This is a genomic window from Algoriphagus zhangzhouensis, from assembly GCF_900148515.1.
Classification (GTDB): domain Bacteria; phylum Bacteroidota; class Bacteroidia; order Cytophagales; family Cyclobacteriaceae; genus Algoriphagus; species Algoriphagus zhangzhouensis.
In genome coordinates this window covers 339,445-359,221 of the sequence record NZ_FRXN01000003.1, presented here as the reverse complement: position 1 = coordinate 359,221, position 19,777 = coordinate 339,445, and the positions used below count along the sequence as shown (strand labels likewise).

The window sequence follows — 19,777 nt, the reverse complement described above, 5'->3', positions numbered from 1 at the left end:
AAAGGGGCTTTAGCCCCTTTTTTTATTGATTCTTGCGAAGAATTTTCCCTGGTCGGATATTTTTAAATTCCCCCTTCTCTACAGCCAGTTTCCCATTGATGATCACATAGTCTATTCCTAGAGGATATTGATGAGGATCTGTAAAAGTAGATTGGTCAATGATTGTTTCAGGGTCGAAAATGGTAATGTCTGCATAGGAGCCTTCTTTGATGATGCCTCGATCAGAAATTCCTAATCTTTGGGCCGAAAGCCCAGTCATTTTATGAATAGCGGTAGGAAGGTCTAATACTTTTTCTTGTCGGACGTAATATCCTAAAACCCGTGGGAAAGTACCGTATGCTCTTGGATGAGGATGTCCTTCGCCAGGTCGGGAAAGCCTCCCATCTGAGCCGGTCATGGTCATTGGGTGTTTCATGATATTTGCCACGTCTCCAGCATCAATAGCATGATAGATTGTTCCGGTTCCTCCATTTAATTGAGCTTGAATGACCAAGTCAGCTCCATTTTCTACGGTTGGTTCTAAACCTTCCAGAATTGCCCAATCATGAAGAGTTTTTCCTTCTAATTCTTTTTTCCAGGATACTCTGGAGAATTGAATTCGTCTTAAGTCACTTCCGCCTCTGTCGTTGAGTATATTGAATACAATGCCCGCTTTGATGCTATCTCTTAACGAAGGGTTACTTACCCTTTCAGCAAATTCTGTCCCTTCGAGGGCCCAACTAGGAATCAATACAGAAATTCCAGTGTGACTGGCAGTGTATGGATATTGGTCCATCATGATGTCTAAGCCAGCATTTCTTGCAGAGTCAACCAATGCCAATGTCTGAGAACTTGCACCCCACATTTTGACTCCAATTGCTTTATGGTGGGTTAAAACGACTGGGATATTTGCCTCTTTAGAAATTAGAATCGCCTCCTTTACTGCATCGATTAATCCTAATCCTTCCTCTCTTAAATGAGAGGTATATATTCCACCTTGCTCAGAAGCAATTTTAGAAAGTTCCACTACTTCATCACGCTTAGCAAAGGTCCCTGGTAAATACTTCAAGCCTGTTGAAATCCCATATGCTCCTTCATCCATTGCCTTTTGGACATAGAATTTCATGGTGTCTAATTCTTGAGAGCTTGGAGCTCTATCCTCATTTCCCATGACAGTCCTCCTGATGGTATTGTGTCCTACCAAATAGGCTAGATTGGGGCCAACTCCCTTTCTCTCCAAAGAATCCAAATACTCGCCAAAAGGCCAGGGACTACTTCCATCTGGTCCTCCTAGAGCTAAAGTGGCTCCTTGTCTTACCAGGCTCTCTGCCTCAGGCATCTCCATGATAGGTTCCAGATGAGTATGCATATCTATAAAGCCCGGACTAACCGCCTTTCCAGAAGCATCAATTGTTATTTTGGCATTTGCCTTCGATAAGTCTCCAATTTTGGTAATTCTATCACCAATGATTCCTATATCCGTCTGTTGACCATCACTTCCAGTACCGTCAAATACAGTTCCGTTCAAAATGATAATGTCATAAGATTCCTCAGTGCAGGAAAAGAAGCCGATTAAACAAATAATTAAAAGAAGCTTTTTCATAGATAAAGGGTTGATGGGTTTAAAATAAAGCATTCTAAGGAGAAGATTTAGCCAATTATCAAAACTTGGATAATAAAAAAAGGGCCGAAGCCCTTTCTCTTAGTTTAATTTGAATTTTATGGGTATTACTTGCCTTGATCGAACAGGTATTCCTCTCATTTTTCCGGGGTTCCATGCGGGAGAGTTTTGGATAACTTTCATTGCTTCCTCATCACATCCTCCTCCAATGGTTCGGAGTAATTCCACATCCTGAACAGATCCATCTTTATTTACTACAAAGCGGACTAGGACAGTGCCCTCGGTCCCCATTCTTCTTGCCTGAGATGGGTATTTAAGATTTTTTCTCAAGTATTCATACCAAGCCTCCATTCCTCCTTTAAATGAAGCTTGGACCTCGGTGAAATCCACTATTTCATCTGGGTCTTCCTCAATGGGAGGACTATCCACCAATACCACTACAGGTATTTCAGTTGTCTCGCTTGTATTTACATCAATATTGAAATCCATATCATCTATTTCGATTTCATCAGGCTTTTGGATAATTACAGGAGCTACTTCAATAGGTTTCGTTGGAGGGGCCTGAATTGAAATAGGGACGTCTAAGTCATCCCATTGTTGTTGGCTTGCAGAAATTTCCTTTAATGGTCCTTCTGAATAGCTTTTCCATTCAAAGGCTACTAGTGAAATTCCAATGCTTGTGGCTAAGCCTAAGTTCATGAGAGTTCCTGACCATTTCTTTAGGTCTGCCTTAGGGTATTTTTTGGTTTCCATGGTGTTATTAGATTAGGTTTTAAATCATTTACCATAGAAATTACCTAGTAATTGTCTGAAAATCTGTTAATTAACGGATGTTAACTATGTTAAAAGTTGTCAATGGATTTCTGGATTAGACATAAAAAAAGCCCCGAATTTTTCGGGGCTTTCATTATATCGCTAGGATTAATTAGCTCAATTTGAATCGGATTGGAAGTCTCATACGAGTACGTACTGGACGACCTCTTTGCTTACCTGGTTCCCAGTTAGGTGCTTCTTTAACTACCTTCACTGCTTCCTCATCGCAACCGCCTCCGATACCTCTCAATACTTCAACATCTTGAATAGAACCATCAGTGTTGATTACGAAAACCACGATTACAGTTCCTTCGATACCCATTCGTCTAGCTTGAGTAGGGTACTTCAAGTTTTTAGAAAGATATTGGTTCCATCCAGACATGCCACCTGGTGGCTGAGGTTGAGTTTCTACCACATCAAAGATTTCGTCTGCTTTTTCTTCTACTGGAGCTTCAGCGATAACTACCTCTTTGATTACGGTTTCTTCTTTAACGTCAACGTCAAAGTTTACCTCAATTTTTTCTTCAATTTCTACTTCATCAGGAATTTCCTGAATGATAGGCTGCTCTACCGGCGGTGGTGGTGGTGGCGGTGGTTGTTCAGTAATAGGAATATCCAGCAGCTCTTCAAAGTTGTCATCTGTCATGCCTAGATCCTTAAGGGCTCCGTCATCAAATGACTTCCATTCGAAGGCAGCAAGAGTAAGGCCTACTGCCACTGCCAAACCTAAGTTCAGGAACATTCCCGTCTTTTTGGTTAGATCAGCACTAGGAGTCTTTTTTGCTTCCATTGCGAATTTGGTTTATACAGGTTAATTTTTTTCTATTTCAGTCTAACAATTGTAAGGATAATGATGCATTAATGCAAGCGGAAAGGGATGGTTGGAGTCTTAAAATATGCTAATATTCCTGTTAAAACACCTATTTGATTGACAATCAGGTCATATATATCAAATGAGCGGTTGGGAATATATAGTTGTGCAAATTCAAAAACCACCGATGGAATCCCTATGAAGACCACCGACATTATCAAATTATTTTTGGTCCAAGGTTCGGATTTGCTTTTTCTACCTACACCTAACCATAAATAGGATAGGAGGGCAAAACAAATCAGATGAATGACCTTGTCCTGAAAACTGAATGCATCTATTTCGGGAAAGCGATCTCCGGGAGTCAACATGGCAAAAGCCAAAATGATAGACCAAGAAATGCTAAGAAATAGCCTCAAAATTGATTAGTCTTTTCCTACCAATTCAGCGTACTCTTCGCTGCTCAATAGATCACTTGGCAAGTCTCCGTCAATTTTCACCTTCACCATCCAGCCGGTCTCATATGGAGATTCGTTCACTAGTTCTGGAGAGCCTTCCAATTCTTCATTGAACTCAAGAATTTCACCATTTAGAGGCATGAATAAGTCAGAAACGGTCTTTACAGCTTCAACAGTTCCGAATACTTCACCTGTTTCGATGGTTTCACCTACTGTTTCTACTTCAACATAAACGATGTCACCCAACTCAGCCTGAGCAAACTCAGTAATACCGATAGTTGCGATGTCGCCTTCAATTTTTACCCACTCGTGATCTTTGGTGTACTTTAATTCCTGTGGAAAATTCATGTTTGCTATTTTTTAAAAGGAAGCCCAAAAATAAGATGATTCCGATCTATAAAAAATCTATTGAGATAAATTAAATCTCAATTGCCCTCCAAAAGAAGTAGAAGCACGTTTGTAGGCCGTCGTTACACGAGGATCATTGATTGTTCGATCAAAATAAATGGTCAGATTTAGGTTTTGATTGATTACATATCCGATGGTTGGTCGGAACTGGATATTCAAGTTTCCATTGGTAACTGTACTTCCTTCCTCGATTTTTCTTTGTACCTGTCTTGTGTCCACGACTTTCAATCCCATTCTCATGGTAAGGTCATTCTTTAGGATTGTTTCTTTTCCTTGGATTTTGAAAGGAATCCTCATTCCAGATTTGATATAACCAATGTCAAACCCAAAATCATTACTTCGCTGTTCGGTTACTTGAGCATTGGAGAAATTCAAGCCCAATGACCTCTCTTTGTTATAAATAATGCCAATATTCAATCGGTCTTTGGTCAAAAGGTCCAAACCTATCAAAGGCGCAAATCTTTCTGTCAAAATCACCTGATTTAGGATGTAAATCGGGATGAATTGCCCCTCGGTATTGATTTGATTTGGAAGCCTTGTTCTTTGTAAGGAATTGTAAAGCTCTAAGCCCTGCTGGTACTGAAGTGAATTTGAGAAGTTACTAGCATCGTAGGTGGATGTATACCCATGGGAAATTGTGAAATTGGTGAATACATCTCTAATTCCCTTCAGCCTGGATAAGCCAGTATAATTCAATCTCCAGTTTGGAAGTGGAGTTTTAGGGAACGGATTCAGATTTGCTGAATTGGCATCTTTTCCTCTATATGCAGCTATGAAGGCCGGAACCAATACATCTTGTCCATTGATGCCATATTCACCATCATTGTTATTCAAAGCATCCAACCGGGATTTGATAATGGATCTGTTATTTTCAAAATCTGTAAATAGAGCAGAATTGTTTTCACTATCATCTCTTGAAAAACTTGTTCCAAGCAGGATGGTGGTGACTGAATAAGCCTGCATCATTCGATTTGGACTGATTGAAATATATTCCCCAGGGTTATCTGTGGAATTCCTAAATATCTCATTATAGTCACCGGTTTCCCGTTTGATTGCATTTAGGTTAATGGTGAAGTCTTGGACAGGCCTAACCAACGCACCTAATGTTAAATTGACAGATTTGTTTTGCCTGAAGGTTTGGGTTAGTTCTGTGCTTGGGGCCATTAGACCTCGCATAGCCATTTCATTCCTGATTGTAGGATCTTGGCTACCAAATAGAAATGCTAATCCAGGATTTGAAAAGGCTCTATCCATCCCGAGAAGTCCAGTGTTTGGTAAATATCCTGGTAAGAAAGTCCCTTCAGCAACATTGTAGTTGAAAGTGATTTCTTTAACCATCATCAGGAATTTCAAAAGCTTATTACTAAAAGGAGTTCCTATAGTATCTTCTGCAGATACAGAATTCCTCCCTGGAATACTAGGCCTTTTAGGAGCATTCAATGCTTCTAGCTTTTTGTTTTTATTGTATAACCTGATTAGGTCAAATTTTCCAGTAAGGGCTTGTTGTCTGGTGTTTTGAATAGAATTACCAAGAGTATCTTTCTGACCAATGGCACCTGTCAACCAAGTATATGTTGTATTGTATTTATAGTCTGTTCTCACCCAGTCAAGAACAGGGATTTTAGCAAAAGGTATCGTGTAATTGAGGTTGACGCTATGATTGTAATTTGTTTTTCTACCAAATCTCCAAAAGTTGGATCTGACAGAATCCTGTTTTGCCTCTGTATCCAAATCACCTTCTGGTTCATCGACCACCGCCATGATCGTTCCTGAGTAATCCACTCGTAAATTCTGAGTTAAATCCCAATTGACGGTGTAGAATCTATTCATAAAGAAAGACTTTTGGAACAATGGATCTACTCCAGAAGTACTCAATTGGTCATTTCTGTACTGTGATCTCAAGAACCTTCTATCTACATCTAACCTTGCCATTAATAGGGTAGGAGATAAATTCAAATTAAAGTCTTTTATCAACTGCAAATGCGGTGAACTCAACCATTCAGAACCTTTGAATGGCTGTATACTCAAAGCTTTTGGTTGGAATGAATAAGTGATATTCCCTTTATTTGTTTTAAAATTATATTGCTGTATTTGAGCGTTTGTTTGGGTAACAGTTCCCACTGAATAAGAGAATGAGAAATTACTGAAATCATAGAATCTTGATGGAGATTCTGGGTTCAGCTTTAGCTTTCTAACATTGCTAAAACTGATATTTCTTCGATTCAATTGGTCAAGAGCGATTTGTCTGTACTGTTCTCTTTCGGCCTCTGTTTCATACTTTGCTAAAGCCAATTCAAATGGAACATCTGGGTTTAGCGGATCGTATTCTGGTCTTGTGGATGAATTTTCGACACTGAAATACATTGGAATACTCACACCCAATTGTTGAGGAAGGAGTTTGTCTACATTGACATTGGTAGAGATGTCATATTGGGTTGTTGCATTTCTAGAACGCTGGGAAAGTCGAGTTTCCAAGCCTCCAAACCCAATGGAACTGTGACGAACAGATGCAGAGACAACTGCCAAATCCGCAATTTTAGCATTTATATAGGCGTTAGCTGCCCAACCATTTGATTTGGTAAATCCAGTTACTCGAAGTTCGTTAGCCCAAATACAGATACTTCTACTGCCTCCAACTCCATCACCAGGATTTCTTACCCCAATCATACTACCTTGAAGTTGATTCAATTCAGGTCTTCCTACAACGGTTACAGTATATTGTCCGATTTGCTTTGAAAAAGGAAGGTTTTGAGGAACATGATTGTTATCTCTTTCAATTTTGACATCCACAATGTCCTGGATCGCGATATCAATTTCATTTTCTAGAGGCCAGATCTGTCGAGGATCTCTTGTTCCTTTTGGAGTCAGGATCAAAGGAACCTCAATCTCATAATAGTTATCAGTATAATCAGTGCCTAATCTCAAGAACGCAGTCATTTCTCCATCCAAAGCATCTTCACTTTCAGCATGGAAAAACATTTTGATTCGCTCGAATTGTACCAAATCCAAATTGGTTAGATTCTTGAAAACAGCTCTTGCATCTCTTGCAGCCAGATCTTCTACACAAATTCTCAAAGATTGTTCATTCAATCTTCTTTCAACTGTCGAGGTATTGTCTCTATCTCGATTGATCCCCGGAGGCAAGACATAAGGACTTTCTGTATCACTTCCTTGAGAATTTTGCTCAATACTGACCACGTCTACAGTGACATTTGAATTGTCTGGTTCAGGAATTTCGAAGAAACCTCTTTCGTAAAGTGATTCTTGGAACACTCTCCATTGACTTCCAACCATTCTAAAATTAGCCATTCTCAACACCACCGGTTGTTCGAAGTCAGTTAGGTAGGTTCTCATCCATCGGATGGATTTAAACCCGGTAATATCTCCCTCCGTACGATCAGGCTGTCTAACAGGGATTCTGAATAGATACCAATTGACTTGATCACCATTCTGAGTGGCTGTAACCTTATCTACAATGTAATTTTGACCAACCTCAAGATTGCCTGGTCTCAAATCAATCTCATACTCATAATAGTTCTCAAGCTCGTTGATGGTATTATCTGTATTGAGGTCTTCGTTGTCAGGATTATTTGTACCAGAAGGAGTATAAGGAGAACTTTGATTCAACGTGACAGGGGAATTACCCTCCATGCCATTATACTTTTTATATCGCTCCAAGATTTTGATGTCTTGCTGATCAAAATCATCATTCAAATAATATTCAAATAAATCTCCTGAAACATCTTGGCGAATTTGACTCAATGCCTGTTGGCTTACACTCAATCGATCTAAAAATCTGTTTTGGAAAAATGCAGCTTCATCTTCATTTTTCAATCCATCCAAACCGACATCCTGGTTTTCTCTGGATGATTCGGAGTTATCAAAAGCAGGTAATAAGAACTGTTCTCTCGTTATTCGACCCCATTCATTGGTTCGGGTTTCAGCAGGATCACCATCTTCGGGCAATCCGTTTTCGAAGGCATGACTTCCATCCTTCATGACATCTTCCGAAATATCCCCCAAGTTCAAGAACAATTTACCACCAGTGGTATTGTTTTGATTATAGATCCCGTCCAAAACTCGACCATTTTCTCCCTCAATGAAAGGGTCCAATAACCAGAATTCCACATATTCAATATTGGTTCTATCAAAATCCACTTCAGTAGTGATTGCCCTAGTTACACCTCCAAAATTTTTCTTAGGATCAGGCAGCAAACCATCTTGAGTCAAGTTTGGATTGTAATTATACATCCCTCTTTCACTTGGGAAGTAGGCCATTTCAAACAAAGGCTGAGGCGTGATGATCACATCTCGGTCTTGCTGAGGAAAAATTTCTTGAGGGACAACTCTTCTGACGTAATGGTTTTGTCTGTCCTCTCGAGTGATATTAGTCGGAACACCCGGTCCACTTTCTCTGTAGAAAATATTGTCAATATTATACCAAGCAACTCTTGCTCTCCTGTAAGCTGCTCCCAGATTATCTTCTGTTTGCAAGCTCAAGTCAAATCGATTGTCAGGGGTTTGAGGAGTCGATGCAAGTTTCCAGTTTTGGTTTGCTGCTGCGCCTAAATTGAATGGGGTGATAGCGGCTTCAAAATCGTCAATGTAGGATGCAGGTTCACCATCCACGGTATTGGAAGTTCCAGGGATCAAATGGGCAAATTCAGCACTTGCCTGAACCATTGAGGTTTCTTTGGTATCGGTGAATGGCAAGGCATCAGCCAGTTTGGTTAGCATTCTAGATTCATCAGAATAATTTGCATCCAATCCCCAAAGACTATTTCTCAAAGTTTCGCTCCCTGTGGCAATTCGAGTGACATTGGGTCTTTCATTTAAGTAAAGGAAAGTACCTCCCAAATTGAATTTATCACTGAAAAGATAATCCAGTCTTGTCCCCAGTAGACTTCGAGTTTGGAAGGAAACCAAATCTGCTTTTTCAAAACTGATGTTGAGTTGTTTTCCAGACTGAAGAATGGCATCATTGATAATTACCAATCGGCCTACATTGTAATCAATAGTGAAATCAACGCCTTCGGTCAATGGAATATTTCCAGCCATTACAATCACTGATCCTGGGGAAATATTTAAGCCAGGAAGTTGAATTTCACTTGCAGAACCTGCTGTCAGACGACCTTTGATAAAATACTTGTTCAATCGAGTAACTAGCTCTGCATCGGCCTGAGTGGTATTATACAATGTATCGTAGACATACTTTTCCTTCAATACTTTCTCAGAATCCAGGAATTTGCTGTCCAGATTAGATCCAAAAGGTTCCAGAACCGGAAATATCAAAAGACCCCGATTAGAAATCATGGTAAGTCCTTCAACAAAATCAAAGTTTCCATCAGGGGCAGGGTCATTTTGAGGATTCAAATTGTCCAAACCGGTAAGTCTGATGAGAGGAATATCTTTAACATTTTGACCCTCTAATAAGGAAGGATTATCCAGACCTGTACGGTCATCTCTGTAAATCACCTGAAGCTGGAAACCATCTCTAAGAATCTGGCTGGCATTCAAGCTATAGACGTTTTTCATCATCAAGTCCCAAGTAGGAACCCGTGGATTGATTCTGGCAGGTCGAAGAAGTTTCATGAAGATTAACTCATCCTCCTGACGGTTTTGATAGTCTTCTGTCAGTTCACCGACTTTGTAAACCTGTCCATTGTAGGTGTATTCGTATGAAACGGCCAGTACCTCATCGTTTTGAAGTCTTCTGAAAAGGGATAAGTAACCCAACTGTGGATTGAAAAAGAATTCAGTAGATTCCAGTTTTCTAGCTCCATTGATTTGCTCAAAATCTACTCCTTTTTTCAAGCCAAGAGAGCTTTCCATTGCTCTGGATCCAGTGTCAAATGGTCTAAAAGAAGGATTTCCTGTAATGTTTGCAAAAAGGCTATTGGCACTGTTTTGAGCCGGTGAACTGGGGTCTCCCGGTCCAATATTTGGATTTGTAGGATTGAGCATAACTCTTCCTTCACCCATATCCATAAATGCTGCAAAATTTCTGAGAGTTTCAGTATTTGCAGCCCGGTTCATAATGTAGACTTCGATACGAGTCACATTCACACCAGAAAGGACTTGGGGGAGTCCTCTGAGCCATCTTTCATAATTATCTCTGAAGAAATGGGAGAGGAAAAAGTGTCTGTTCTCGTCGTATTTGGAAGCCTGAATATCAAAGGATCGGCCCTGGCCATTGGCATCAATCACCAAATTGTCTCTACGACCTCTTTGGGTAGAAGCGACGGCGGTTGCGGTTAATTTTCCGAACTGTAGTTGAGTTTTTACACCGAATAGGTTTTGGGCTCCTTGAATTAAACGATTCTGAACCGGCATGGAAACATTTCCGATTTCAATGGATTGAATGATGTCTTCCTCAAAACCATCATACTCCAGTTTCATCTGATTCTGGAAATCAAAGGAGTTGTTGGAGTCGAAGTTAGCGGCAATCTTCATTTTCTCACCCAAGGAACCATTGACAGCCATTTGGATTTGCTGATCAAAATTGAAGCCTCCGTTTCTTTGTTGACGGATCGGAAGGGTAGGGTTATCGATCCTTCTAAAAATGGCCCCAAAGTCCAGATTCACATATCCAGTAGGTGTAATATTGATATCGCTTCCTCCAAATATCCTGTCAAAACTTGGACTGACTGTCATAGGAGGAATTAAGCCTCTTCCTTCTACGGCACTTTCACCATCTCCGCCTCTGGCCCTGCTTCTCCAATAATCCTGACGAACTTTATATTCTTGAATTTTCGAAAATTCATCAAAATCATATTCCTGCTCGTTTCCATATCTTGCGCTGTCTAACTCATCCACAATGTTGTAGCGAAGCGTAGAATCAATTTTTACTTCGACATTTTGGCGGAGTAAAGAGTTGGGGATAAATGGGGAGCGTTGATATAAAAATGGGTTGCGATTAGGAAATAGAGGATTGGTCCTCATATTTTGCCATAGCAAAAAAGAAGGAGACATTCGTCTCTGATTCAGAGAGTCGATGCGGGATTGGCTTGTGGTATCGGTGGCTGTTTGTTGGGCCTGAGTGGATGAGAAGCTCAGAAACAATCCAAACAGGATGAAGCAAAAAGGCAACCTGCCCCAAGACCTTCCCCTGCAAAAAGTCAGTATCGTCCTAAAGTTCAATCCAAATTCAAATTATGTTGTCTTTAAAGATGCTTTAATTAAATCTTCTAAGGAAATTTCTCCAGTGGTTTTTTTGAGGACCTGAGTTATATTTTTCTCTGCCGCCGCCTTTGGAAATCCTAAGGTAATCAAGGCTTGTAACGCTTCCTCGCGTATTTTATTGCTTGATTTTAGGAAACCCATTTGGGTTGGAGCAGTTTCAGTAGATCCTTTTGCTACTTTGTCTTTCAGTTCTAAAATAATCCGCTGGGCGGTCTTTGCACCAATGCCTTTGACATGTTGAATTGTAGCCACATCGCCAGCTAAAATAGCTTGTTCGATTTCTTCGGAGGAGAGGGAAGAAAGTATCATCAATCCCGTATTGGGGCCTACTCCATTGATAGAAATCAACAATAAAAATAGACGCTTTTCATCTTCTTCTTTGAAGCCATAAAGTGTATGGGCGTCTTCTTTGATATGTAAAAAGGTGAGGAGCTTGATTTGCTCCTCATCCTTAATTTTACTGTATGTTTGAAGGGAGATTTTCACCTGATATCCAACTCCTCCCACGTCAATGATGACATAGGTTGGGTCTTTAAACGCCAGTCTTCCCTGCAAATATGCTATCATGATTGGCCAAGTGTTTGGGCATCAACCACAGCGATAGCTACCATATTTACGATTTCACGGATTGAACTACCCAATTGAAGAATGTGAACTGGCTTGTCCATACCCAACAAGATTGGTCCAATAGCTTCTGCATTTCCTAATTCCGCCATCAATTTGTAAGCAATGTTACCAGAGCTTAGATCTGGGAAGATCAAGGTGTTTACTCTCTTGCCAATCAAATTGGAGAACGGGTAAACCTCTTTTTGGATCTCATCATTCAATGCGACATTTGCCTGCATTTCTCCCTCTATGATTAGTTCTGGATATTTAGCTTTGGCCAAAGCTGTTGCTTTTGCCATTTTCTCAGCGATTTCACCTTTTGCTGATCCAAAATTGGAGTAAGAAAGCATGGCAATCCTCGGCTCCATATTGAAGAATCTTACTGCTTCGGCTGTTAGCCCGATGATTTCTACCAATTCTTCAGCAGTTGGGTTCAAGTTTACAGTAGCATCCGCAAAGAAATAAGGTCCTTTGTCGGTATTCATGATATACATCCCCGCTACACGCTTGGTACCGTCTTTCACTCCTATAGAATGTAAGGAAGGAAGAATAGTTTTAGGGTAATCTCTAGTCAAACCAGAAATAAATGCATCAGCCATTCCTGTTTCTACCATCATAGCACCAAAGTAGTTTCTTTGAGTTACCAATCTGGCAGCATCACCATGAGTCATTCCTTTTCGCATTCTCTTCTTATAAAGAATGTCAGCGAACTGAGAAAGGGTTTTACCTTCTTCCATTGGATCGATGATCGTTACCCCCTGAAGATCTAGTGAGTTTTCCTCGATCAAGGTTAAGATGCGTTCCTTGTTACCCAATAGGATAGGAATAGCAATTTTTTCATCTTTAACAGTTTGCGCAGCCTTTAGAATTTTACGGTTATCTGCTTCTGCAAATACAACTCTCTTAGGCTCTTTCTTCGCTCTAGCGATTACCACAGACATGAGTCTTTGGTCAATACCAATTCTTTCTTGAAGCTCTAATTCATAAGCTTCCCAGTCAGTGATCGGGTTTTTCGCTACTCCAGTTTCAATAGCCGCTTTTGCCACTGCCGGAGCGATTGTCGTGATCAATCTTGGATCAAGTGGCTTAGGAATAAGGTAAAGTCTACCAAAGCCTAATTTACTTTCTCCATATGCTTTATTTACGATATCTGGAACTGGCTCTTTAGCAAGCTTAGCAATAGCCTTTGCTGCCGCCAGTTTCATTTCTTCATTGATTGCTGTTGCTCTGACATCCAATGCACCGCGGAAAATGTAAGGGAATCCCAAAACATTGTTCACTTGATTAGGATGATCAGATCTACCAGTCGCCATAATCAAATCCTCTCTAGCAGAAACAGCCAGTTCATAAGGAATTTCCGGATCTGGATTCGCCAAAGCAAATACAATAGGGTCAGGCCCCATGAGTTTTACTTGATCTTGAGATACCACATTTCCAGCGGAAAGTCCCAAGAATACATCTGCTCCAGTCAAGGCATCACTTAAGGTGTGGATGTCTCTATCTGTAGCAAACTCTTGCTTGATCTCATCCAATTCTGGTCTGTCTTGACGGATTACACCTTCCTTGTCACACATGACTAGGTTTTCACGCTTTACTCCAAGAGACATGTAGAATCTGGTACATGAAACCGCTGAAGCGCCAGCACCGTTAACTACCAACTTGATTTGAGAGATATCTTTTTCTACGATTTCAAGTGCATTCAATAAAGCTGCACCAGAGATAATCGCCGTACCATGCTGATCATCATGCATGACAGGGATATTCATCTCTTTTTTAAGTGTTTGCTCGATTTCAAAGCATTCAGGAGCCTTGATATCCTCCAAGTTCACTCCGCCAAAAGTTGGCTCAAGAGATCGAATGATTTCAATAAGTTTTTTAGGATCTTTTTCGTTGATTTCGATGTCGAAAACATCAATACCAGCAAATTTCTTGAAAAGAACGCCTTTACCTTCCATGACAGGTTTTCCTGCCTCAGGACCGATGTCTCCAAGACCAAGAACTGCTGTTCCGTTGGAGATAACCGCTACAAGATTTCCTTTTGCAGTGTATTTGTAGACGTTCTCTACATCCTGATGAATCTCCTTACATGGTTCTGCTACGCCTGGAGAATACGCCAAAGCCAAGTCCAATTGGCTGGATAGTGGTTTGGTGGGAATAACCTCAATTTTCCCTGGAGAACCTTGCGTATGATAGTTAAGTGCGTCCTCCTTGCGAATTTTGATTGCCATAAAAGCTCATTATTTGGGTTTTAGGACCCTTGATCCGGAGTCCAACTTACATCCGTATTGAGCAAAATGGTTTGGATTTCTCTTAAGGCATCCCGATGAATTTCATTCGGATAATACACAAACCCTTCGAGGTAATACAATTTCCCTTTTTTCTCATCCACCATGAGGTATCCAAGGTAGGATCCTCCCATGCTGATGTTGTTGGTCTTCCAGGTAGCCCTGATTTCAGTGGTAAAATTACCATTTATCACCATGTTTCGGAAAGAGGGAACGATTTGTTTTTCAGTTACTACAAAGGAATTGAGATCTTCTGGGTCCCCGAATATATGTTCGTGAGTGATTGAGTCTCTGAGTTTCAGGATGTTCTCTGGAAAAGTTTGCTCTTCAGAGGTGTAATCTTCCTCGTGAAAAAAGAGGCTGATATCTGCTCGATTTCCATTTGGGGTAGGCTGTCTAACCCATAAAAAGCCCGGTTCTGACTTCGCAACTTGATAAGAAGCAGGGACATTGATCTGAATTCCTAAGTCTTTTTCTGCCTCGGCATTAGCTGCAGAATTCTTTCTGGCTAACAGGATTTTTTCCAATCTACCTCTTTCTCTTACCTCAAATAAGTTTTGAAGTTTATCAGCATTAGCTTTTAAATTTTTTATCAACTGATCATCAGTATTACCAAATAGATACAATACTTCCTGACCTATAGCATATTCATCTTCAACTCTTAGAGAATAAATACTCGGGTCGTTAAGTGCTTTTTCCTTAGACTCTTTTGAGAATTGCTGATTTATCACTTGAGAAGCTGAGCTTCTGTCATCAAATGTAGTGACGTAAATCAAATTGGTAGACATCCTAAGCATCCGTGTCATTGCTCTTGGGTCTACTTGGTGAACATTGAAAATTGATTCTGACCTCAACATTCCAGGAAGATCAGCTTCAAATATATTTTTTAGCTCTTCACCCACAGGTCCAGCGTATTTGGCTGAATCAATAACTAAAATAATCTCGCCGATTGAGCCTCTTGCTCGAGGTTTTGTGCTGTCTATTCCAGCTCCATCACCTCCGCAGGAATATAGTGCTGCGCAAAGGATAAATAAGCCTATAATTTTTGAAAGGGTTTTCATTCTGATACGGTTTGATTCTTTTGGGAATTTCAAAATAAACTATTTCCCAGAGGAAATCAGAAAGTGATCACATCTTTTGGCTTTTGTTAAAAAAAATTAACTTTTAAGTAAATGAAAAATGGGCTCTAAGGACGTTTTTTAGCCAATAATCAACTTCTGACCTGGTTTAATATTGTTGTTGTGAAGATTGTTGAGGCGCTTGATTTGCTCAACTGTTAGTCCTGCATGTCGCCGGGAAATGATCCAAAGAGAATCACCGGGTTGAACTGTGTAGGTCTTTTGTCCATTGGAATTAGTTTGGACTTGAGCTAGCGTGCCAGTATTGGCAGAATAAATGGTTAATCTTTGGCCAACTCGGATCAGGTTTGAAGAAAGGCCATTCCAAGACTTAATTTGGGAAACTGACACACCATGTCTGCTGGCGATTCTACCTAACACATCTCCAGATCTTACACGGTATGTAATCCCTTCTCTTTGTATTTCTTGAGCTAAAGATTCAACTGGTTGAACTATCAACTTGTCACTTGCCAAAAGTGGCAACGGGGCATTTCCTAAAGAATCAGAGATCCAAGCTAAGTTTTCTTGGATAAAGGGAGCTTTGGATTTGGGTACTCTCAAAGCCATAGTACGATTGGTTTCTGGAACCTTTCGTCTTTTAATGGATGGGTTGAGTTTTTCAAGATCCGCCACGCAAAGATTTGTTAGCTCAGCAAGCTTCTCCAAACTCATGGCTCTATCAAATCTGATTTTTTCATACGCTACCGCATAAGTCGGCTCTTCTGGGTGGAAGTTATGCTCATCCAAATGATTGAGGATATAGAGCATGGCTTGAAATTGAGGGATGTATCCCCGGGTCTCTCTTGGAAGATAATTATAGATTTCCCAGAAAGTCTTTTTACCACCGGATCTTCTTATTGCCTTACGAACGTTTCCAGGCCCACAATTATAAGCAGCCAATGCCAGCTCCCAGTCACCAAACATTCTGTAGAGTGATTTGAGATATTTAGCTGCAGATTCTGTAGCCAGTTCAGGATCCATTCTGTCATCCACATCTGGATTGACATTCATACCGTACATTCGACCTGTAGCAGGCATGAATTGCCAGAGTCCCATAGCACCTACTCGGGATCTAATCTGAGGATCTAAACCTGATTCTATGATTGCCAGATATTTTACTTCTGCTGGCATTTCATGTTTTTCCAACATCTCATCAAACATTGGGAAAAACAGGTCTTTTCGAGCCAAAACCATTTTGGTATAGTCTCGATTTCTGACAGTAAAATATTGGATAAAAGAGAAGATACGGTCATTTAGCTTGAAAGGCATTTCAAGATCCATAGACTTGATTCTCTGGTCTACCTGATCATAGGTGAAATCAGGTATGTATTCGTATTGATAGTTTGGCAATACCTCTTCCTCGGAAAAAGTGGTAGCCGCTGCAACTTCATCTCCTTCCTCTTGAGAAAAGGCTTGGGGCAGATGTATCGTACACGTAAAAGCGGCGAGTAGGAATGGTCTGGACCAAGTCATTTTCATTAGGTTTCTTGTTATGGAGTTAGTTTTGTTAAATAATTACTAAATGCATAGAGTTCTGCTTCTTTGAATGAATTGGTTATCACTTGAAGCCCAATTGGCATTCCATCAGAATCTGTTCCATTTGGAATAGAAATAGCCGGAACCCCAGATACGGAAGCCTGTACTGTGAATAAATCTTCCAAATACATGGCAACAGGATCATCTCTATGCTCGCCAAATTTAAACGCTGAACTTGGCGTAGTTGGCATAATAATATAGTCAAAATCATTCAAAAGATCTTCAGTGAAGTCCTTTATTAATCTTCTGACTTTCTGAGCCTTTGTGAAATAAGCATCATAATAGCTGGCACTTAATACAAAAGTTCCCAGCATAATTCTCTTTTTCACTTCCTCTCCAAATCCTTCAGATCTGGTCATTTTATACATGCTTTCCAGATTGTGAGCATTTGGGCTTCTATAGCCATATTTTACTCCATCAAATCTCGAAAGGTTAGAGCTAGCCTCCGCAGTGGTTAGGATATAGTATGTAGGAAGAACGTATTCCAATAATGGGAAATTCACTTCCTGTACTTCATGGCCTTCACTTTTTAATTTGTCTAAAATGGCAAGGGTATGCTCCTTGATTTCAGGCTGTAGGGAAGGGGATTCAATCGTCTCTTTTAGATAAGCTACTTTCGCTTTTTTCTCAAAATGCAAAAGTTCGGAATAATGCAAAACCGGTTTCCTGGATGAGGTACTATCAAATTCATCATGCCCAGCCATCACTTCCATGATCAGTGCATTGTCTTTGACGGTGTGCGAAAAGACTCCAATCGTATCAAACGAGGAGGCATAAGCAATCAAACCCCATCTAGAAACTCTAGAATAGGTAGGTTTCATGCCAATCACTCCTGTGAAAGCTGCTGGTTGTCTAACAGATCCACCTGTGTCAGTTCCCAGGGATGCAGTACATAAGTTTGCTTGAACAGCTACAGCCGAACCTCCTGAAGAACCTCCTGGAACTCGGCCTTCATCTGCAGCATTCAGAACTTTTCCGTGAGCTGAATTCTCATTGGAAGATCCCATGCCGAACTCGTCACAGTTCAAACGACCCAAAATGATGGCGTCTTGATCAATTAATCTTTGAACAGCAGTGGTTGTGAATTGAGCTTCGTATCCTGCTAAAATATTAGAAGAGGCATTGGATTCATGGCCTTGATAGCACAATACATCCTTGATACCGATGACCATTCCTGCCAATTTTCCGGCTTTACCGCTGGCAAGTTTTTCATCGATTTTTTTGGCCTGATTTAATGCGGATTGCTCATAAACTTCAACGAAGGCGTTGAGATGCGCCTTCGTCTGAATGTTTTGTAGATAATAGCTGACTATCGCTTGACAATCAGTTTCCTTTTTTTCGAGCGATTTTTGAATTTCGTCGAATGAAATAAATTTTTCCAAAGCTTATTGGCTTAAGGGATTACTTATTTTTGTCTTTAAGTCCCTCCTCAAGATCGTTTTGAATGTCTTTTGTTGCGTCCTTGAATTCTCTGATTCCACGTCCAAGGCCTCTAGCCAATTCCGGGATTCTTTTAGCACCAAATAATAGGAGGACGACCAAAATGATCAATACGATCGAGCCACCGCCCATGTTTTGAATAAAACCCAATGTTGTCATAATTACTTTTGGTTTAGGGTAAATATGGTTACAAAGATATAACTGTCATCGGCTTAGACAAAGAAGCTTTGTAACTCTGTGAATCTTTTTATTGAATATACGAATTTTAAACCTATTTGGACGTGATCCAAGTAGATGGATTCATTTTTTGTAGACCTTTCCAAGTTTGGAAATGAACTTCTGCCTCTCCATTTGCATCTGTAGCGACTTGGCCAATTACGTCTTTTGCTTTGACAGTCTGTCCTGATTTTACAGAAACGGACTTAAGCTTACTGTATAAGGTATAATACTCGCCATGTTTGATCAAGACCGTTTCTCCATAACCAGGCATCGAAGCTACTTTGGCGACTGTTCCATCAAAAACAGTCCTAACACTTGAATTCGGTTGGGTTCTGATATTGATCCCGTCATTCTGAACATAAATCCCTCTCAATGAAGGGTGGGGGTTATTTCCATAATTCATGGTAATGAAACCAGTTTCAACTGGCCATGGAAGTCTTCCTTTATTTCCTGCAAAAGAACTGGACAAAGCAGCAGCTTCTGGGGTCAGAGGCATGCTGCTTCCGGATGATTTGGTTACAGTACTGTTCTCTTTTTTGGCTGCAGCTTCTGCAAGACGAATTTCATCCTCAATCGCTTTTCTGATCATGGACTCCAATTGCTGCTGTTGCTTCTTGGTAGCTGTGATCTGTTTCTTGATGTCTGTCTCTTTTCGAGTCAAGATATTGACCATTCCCTGTTGATCCTTTCGCAACTTTTCAAGTTTAGCTCGCTCACTTTGCTCTTCGGCCAATACTTTTTGTTTGTCAGCTTTTCTGACATCCAAAAGCTTTCTTTCTTCTTCCAGTTCTACTGAAAGTTCTTCAATCTGGGCTGCTTGCTGCTTTCTACTGTCTGTATATTGTTTGAGGTATTTAAGTCTCATATACAGCTGATTGAAAGAGCCTGAACTAAAAACAAATGAAATAATGGATAGGTTCCTATTCATTTTAGAGGCATTGTAAACCATACGAGCATATTCTGCTTTTAGGTCTTTCAATTCTTGCTCTAAGCTCGAAATCTTTTCTTCGTTTTCATTGATTTCTTGATCCAAAAGCTTCACTTCTCTAGCTAGGGTGTTGACCAATCTAGTTTGAGTTTGAAACTGTCTGGTGATAGCATTCAGTTCTCCAATGGAAGTCTTTTTAGTAGCTGTTGTCTGTTTTAGAATGGCATCAAACTCTCTCAATTTGGCCTGAACTTCAGCCTTTTCCTTCTCCAATTGCTCACGGGTTTTACTTGTTTGAGCAAAAAGGTTTTGGGATAGAACTCCAAAAAGAATTAAAGTAAAACCAAAAATTAGGGCAGATTGACGCATGCTTTCT

13 protein-coding genes are annotated in these 19,777 nt (G+C 40.3%); all 13 read right to left on the bottom strand.

The features are described 5' to 3' along the window. Window positions 1-22: 22 nt before the first annotated feature. A complete protein-coding gene (locus BUF13_RS11920) occupies window positions 23-1,582 on the bottom strand; it encodes an N-acyl-D-amino-acid deacylase family protein (RefSeq protein WP_073572031.1) in 1,560 nt (519 codons plus the stop codon). Window positions 1,583-1,681: 99 nt separating this feature from the next. Beyond that, the gene (locus BUF13_RS11915; protein WP_073572030.1) at window positions 1,682-2,353 is read right to left on the bottom strand and encodes an energy transducer TonB; all 672 of its coding nucleotides are present in this window, start codon (window positions 2,351-2,353) and stop codon (window positions 1,682-1,684) included. Window positions 2,354-2,525: 172 nt separating this feature from the next. Further along, window positions 2,526-3,203 carry an energy transducer TonB gene (locus BUF13_RS11910; protein WP_073572029.1) on the bottom strand — a complete coding sequence of 226 codons (678 nt, stop codon included), beginning with the start codon at window positions 3,201-3,203 and terminating at the stop codon, window positions 2,526-2,528. Window positions 3,204-3,271: 68 nt separating this feature from the next. Beyond that, window positions 3,272-3,640: a VanZ family protein gene (locus tag BUF13_RS11905; RefSeq protein ID WP_134204442.1), complete on the bottom strand. Its 369-nt coding sequence runs from the start codon at window positions 3,638-3,640 to the stop codon at window positions 3,272-3,274. Between the two features lie 6 nt (window positions 3,641-3,646). Further along, window positions 3,647-4,027 carry a glycine cleavage system protein GcvH gene (gcvH, locus tag BUF13_RS11900; protein WP_073572027.1) on the bottom strand — a complete coding sequence of 127 codons (381 nt, stop codon included), beginning with the start codon at window positions 4,025-4,027 and terminating at the stop codon, window positions 3,647-3,649. Between the two features lie 57 nt (window positions 4,028-4,084). Next, window positions 4,085-11,029 carry a T9SS outer membrane translocon Sov/SprA gene (gene sov, locus BUF13_RS11895; protein WP_243839735.1) on the bottom strand — a complete coding sequence of 2,315 codons (6,945 nt, stop codon included), beginning with the start codon at window positions 11,027-11,029 and terminating at the stop codon, window positions 4,085-4,087. 210 nt (window positions 11,030-11,239) lie between these two features. After that, a complete protein-coding gene (gene ruvA, locus BUF13_RS11890; protein ID WP_073572026.1) occupies window positions 11,240-11,836 on the bottom strand; it encodes a Holliday junction branch migration protein RuvA in 597 nt (198 codons plus the stop codon). Then, a complete protein-coding gene (locus tag BUF13_RS11885; protein ID WP_073572025.1) occupies window positions 11,833-14,103 on the bottom strand; it encodes an NADP-dependent malic enzyme in 2,271 nt (756 codons plus the stop codon). The genes ruvA and BUF13_RS11885 overlap by 4 nt, the downstream gene beginning before the upstream one ends. Window positions 14,104-14,123: 20 nt before the next feature. Next, complete coding sequence (locus tag BUF13_RS11880) at window positions 14,124-15,221, bottom strand: DUF4837 family protein (RefSeq protein ID WP_073572024.1); 1,098 nt, start codon at window positions 15,219-15,221, stop codon at window positions 14,124-14,126. A gap of 138 nt (window positions 15,222-15,359) precedes the next feature. Next, on the bottom strand, window positions 15,360-16,751 hold the full coding sequence (locus tag BUF13_RS11875; RefSeq protein ID WP_317129065.1) for a LysM peptidoglycan-binding domain-containing protein: 1,392 nt from the start codon (window positions 16,749-16,751) through the stop codon (window positions 15,360-15,362). A 17-nt stretch (window positions 16,752-16,768) separates the two neighbouring features. Then, on the bottom strand, window positions 16,769-18,196 hold the full coding sequence (gene gatA, locus BUF13_RS11870) for an Asp-tRNA(Asn)/Glu-tRNA(Gln) amidotransferase subunit GatA (protein ID WP_073572022.1): 1,428 nt from the start codon (window positions 18,194-18,196) through the stop codon (window positions 16,769-16,771). A gap of 19 nt (window positions 18,197-18,215) precedes the next feature. Continuing rightward, window positions 18,216-18,413 (bottom strand): twin-arginine translocase TatA/TatE family subunit, encoded by a 198-nt coding sequence (gene tatA / locus BUF13_RS11865; RefSeq protein ID WP_073572021.1) that lies wholly within the window; start codon window positions 18,411-18,413, stop codon window positions 18,216-18,218. Window positions 18,414-18,525: 112 nt separating this feature from the next. Next, window positions 18,526-19,770, bottom strand: a complete 1,245-nt coding sequence (locus BUF13_RS11860) for a murein hydrolase activator EnvC family protein (RefSeq protein ID WP_073572020.1) — start codon at window positions 19,768-19,770, stop codon at window positions 18,526-18,528. Between the last annotated feature and the right edge of the window lie 7 nt (window positions 19,771-19,777).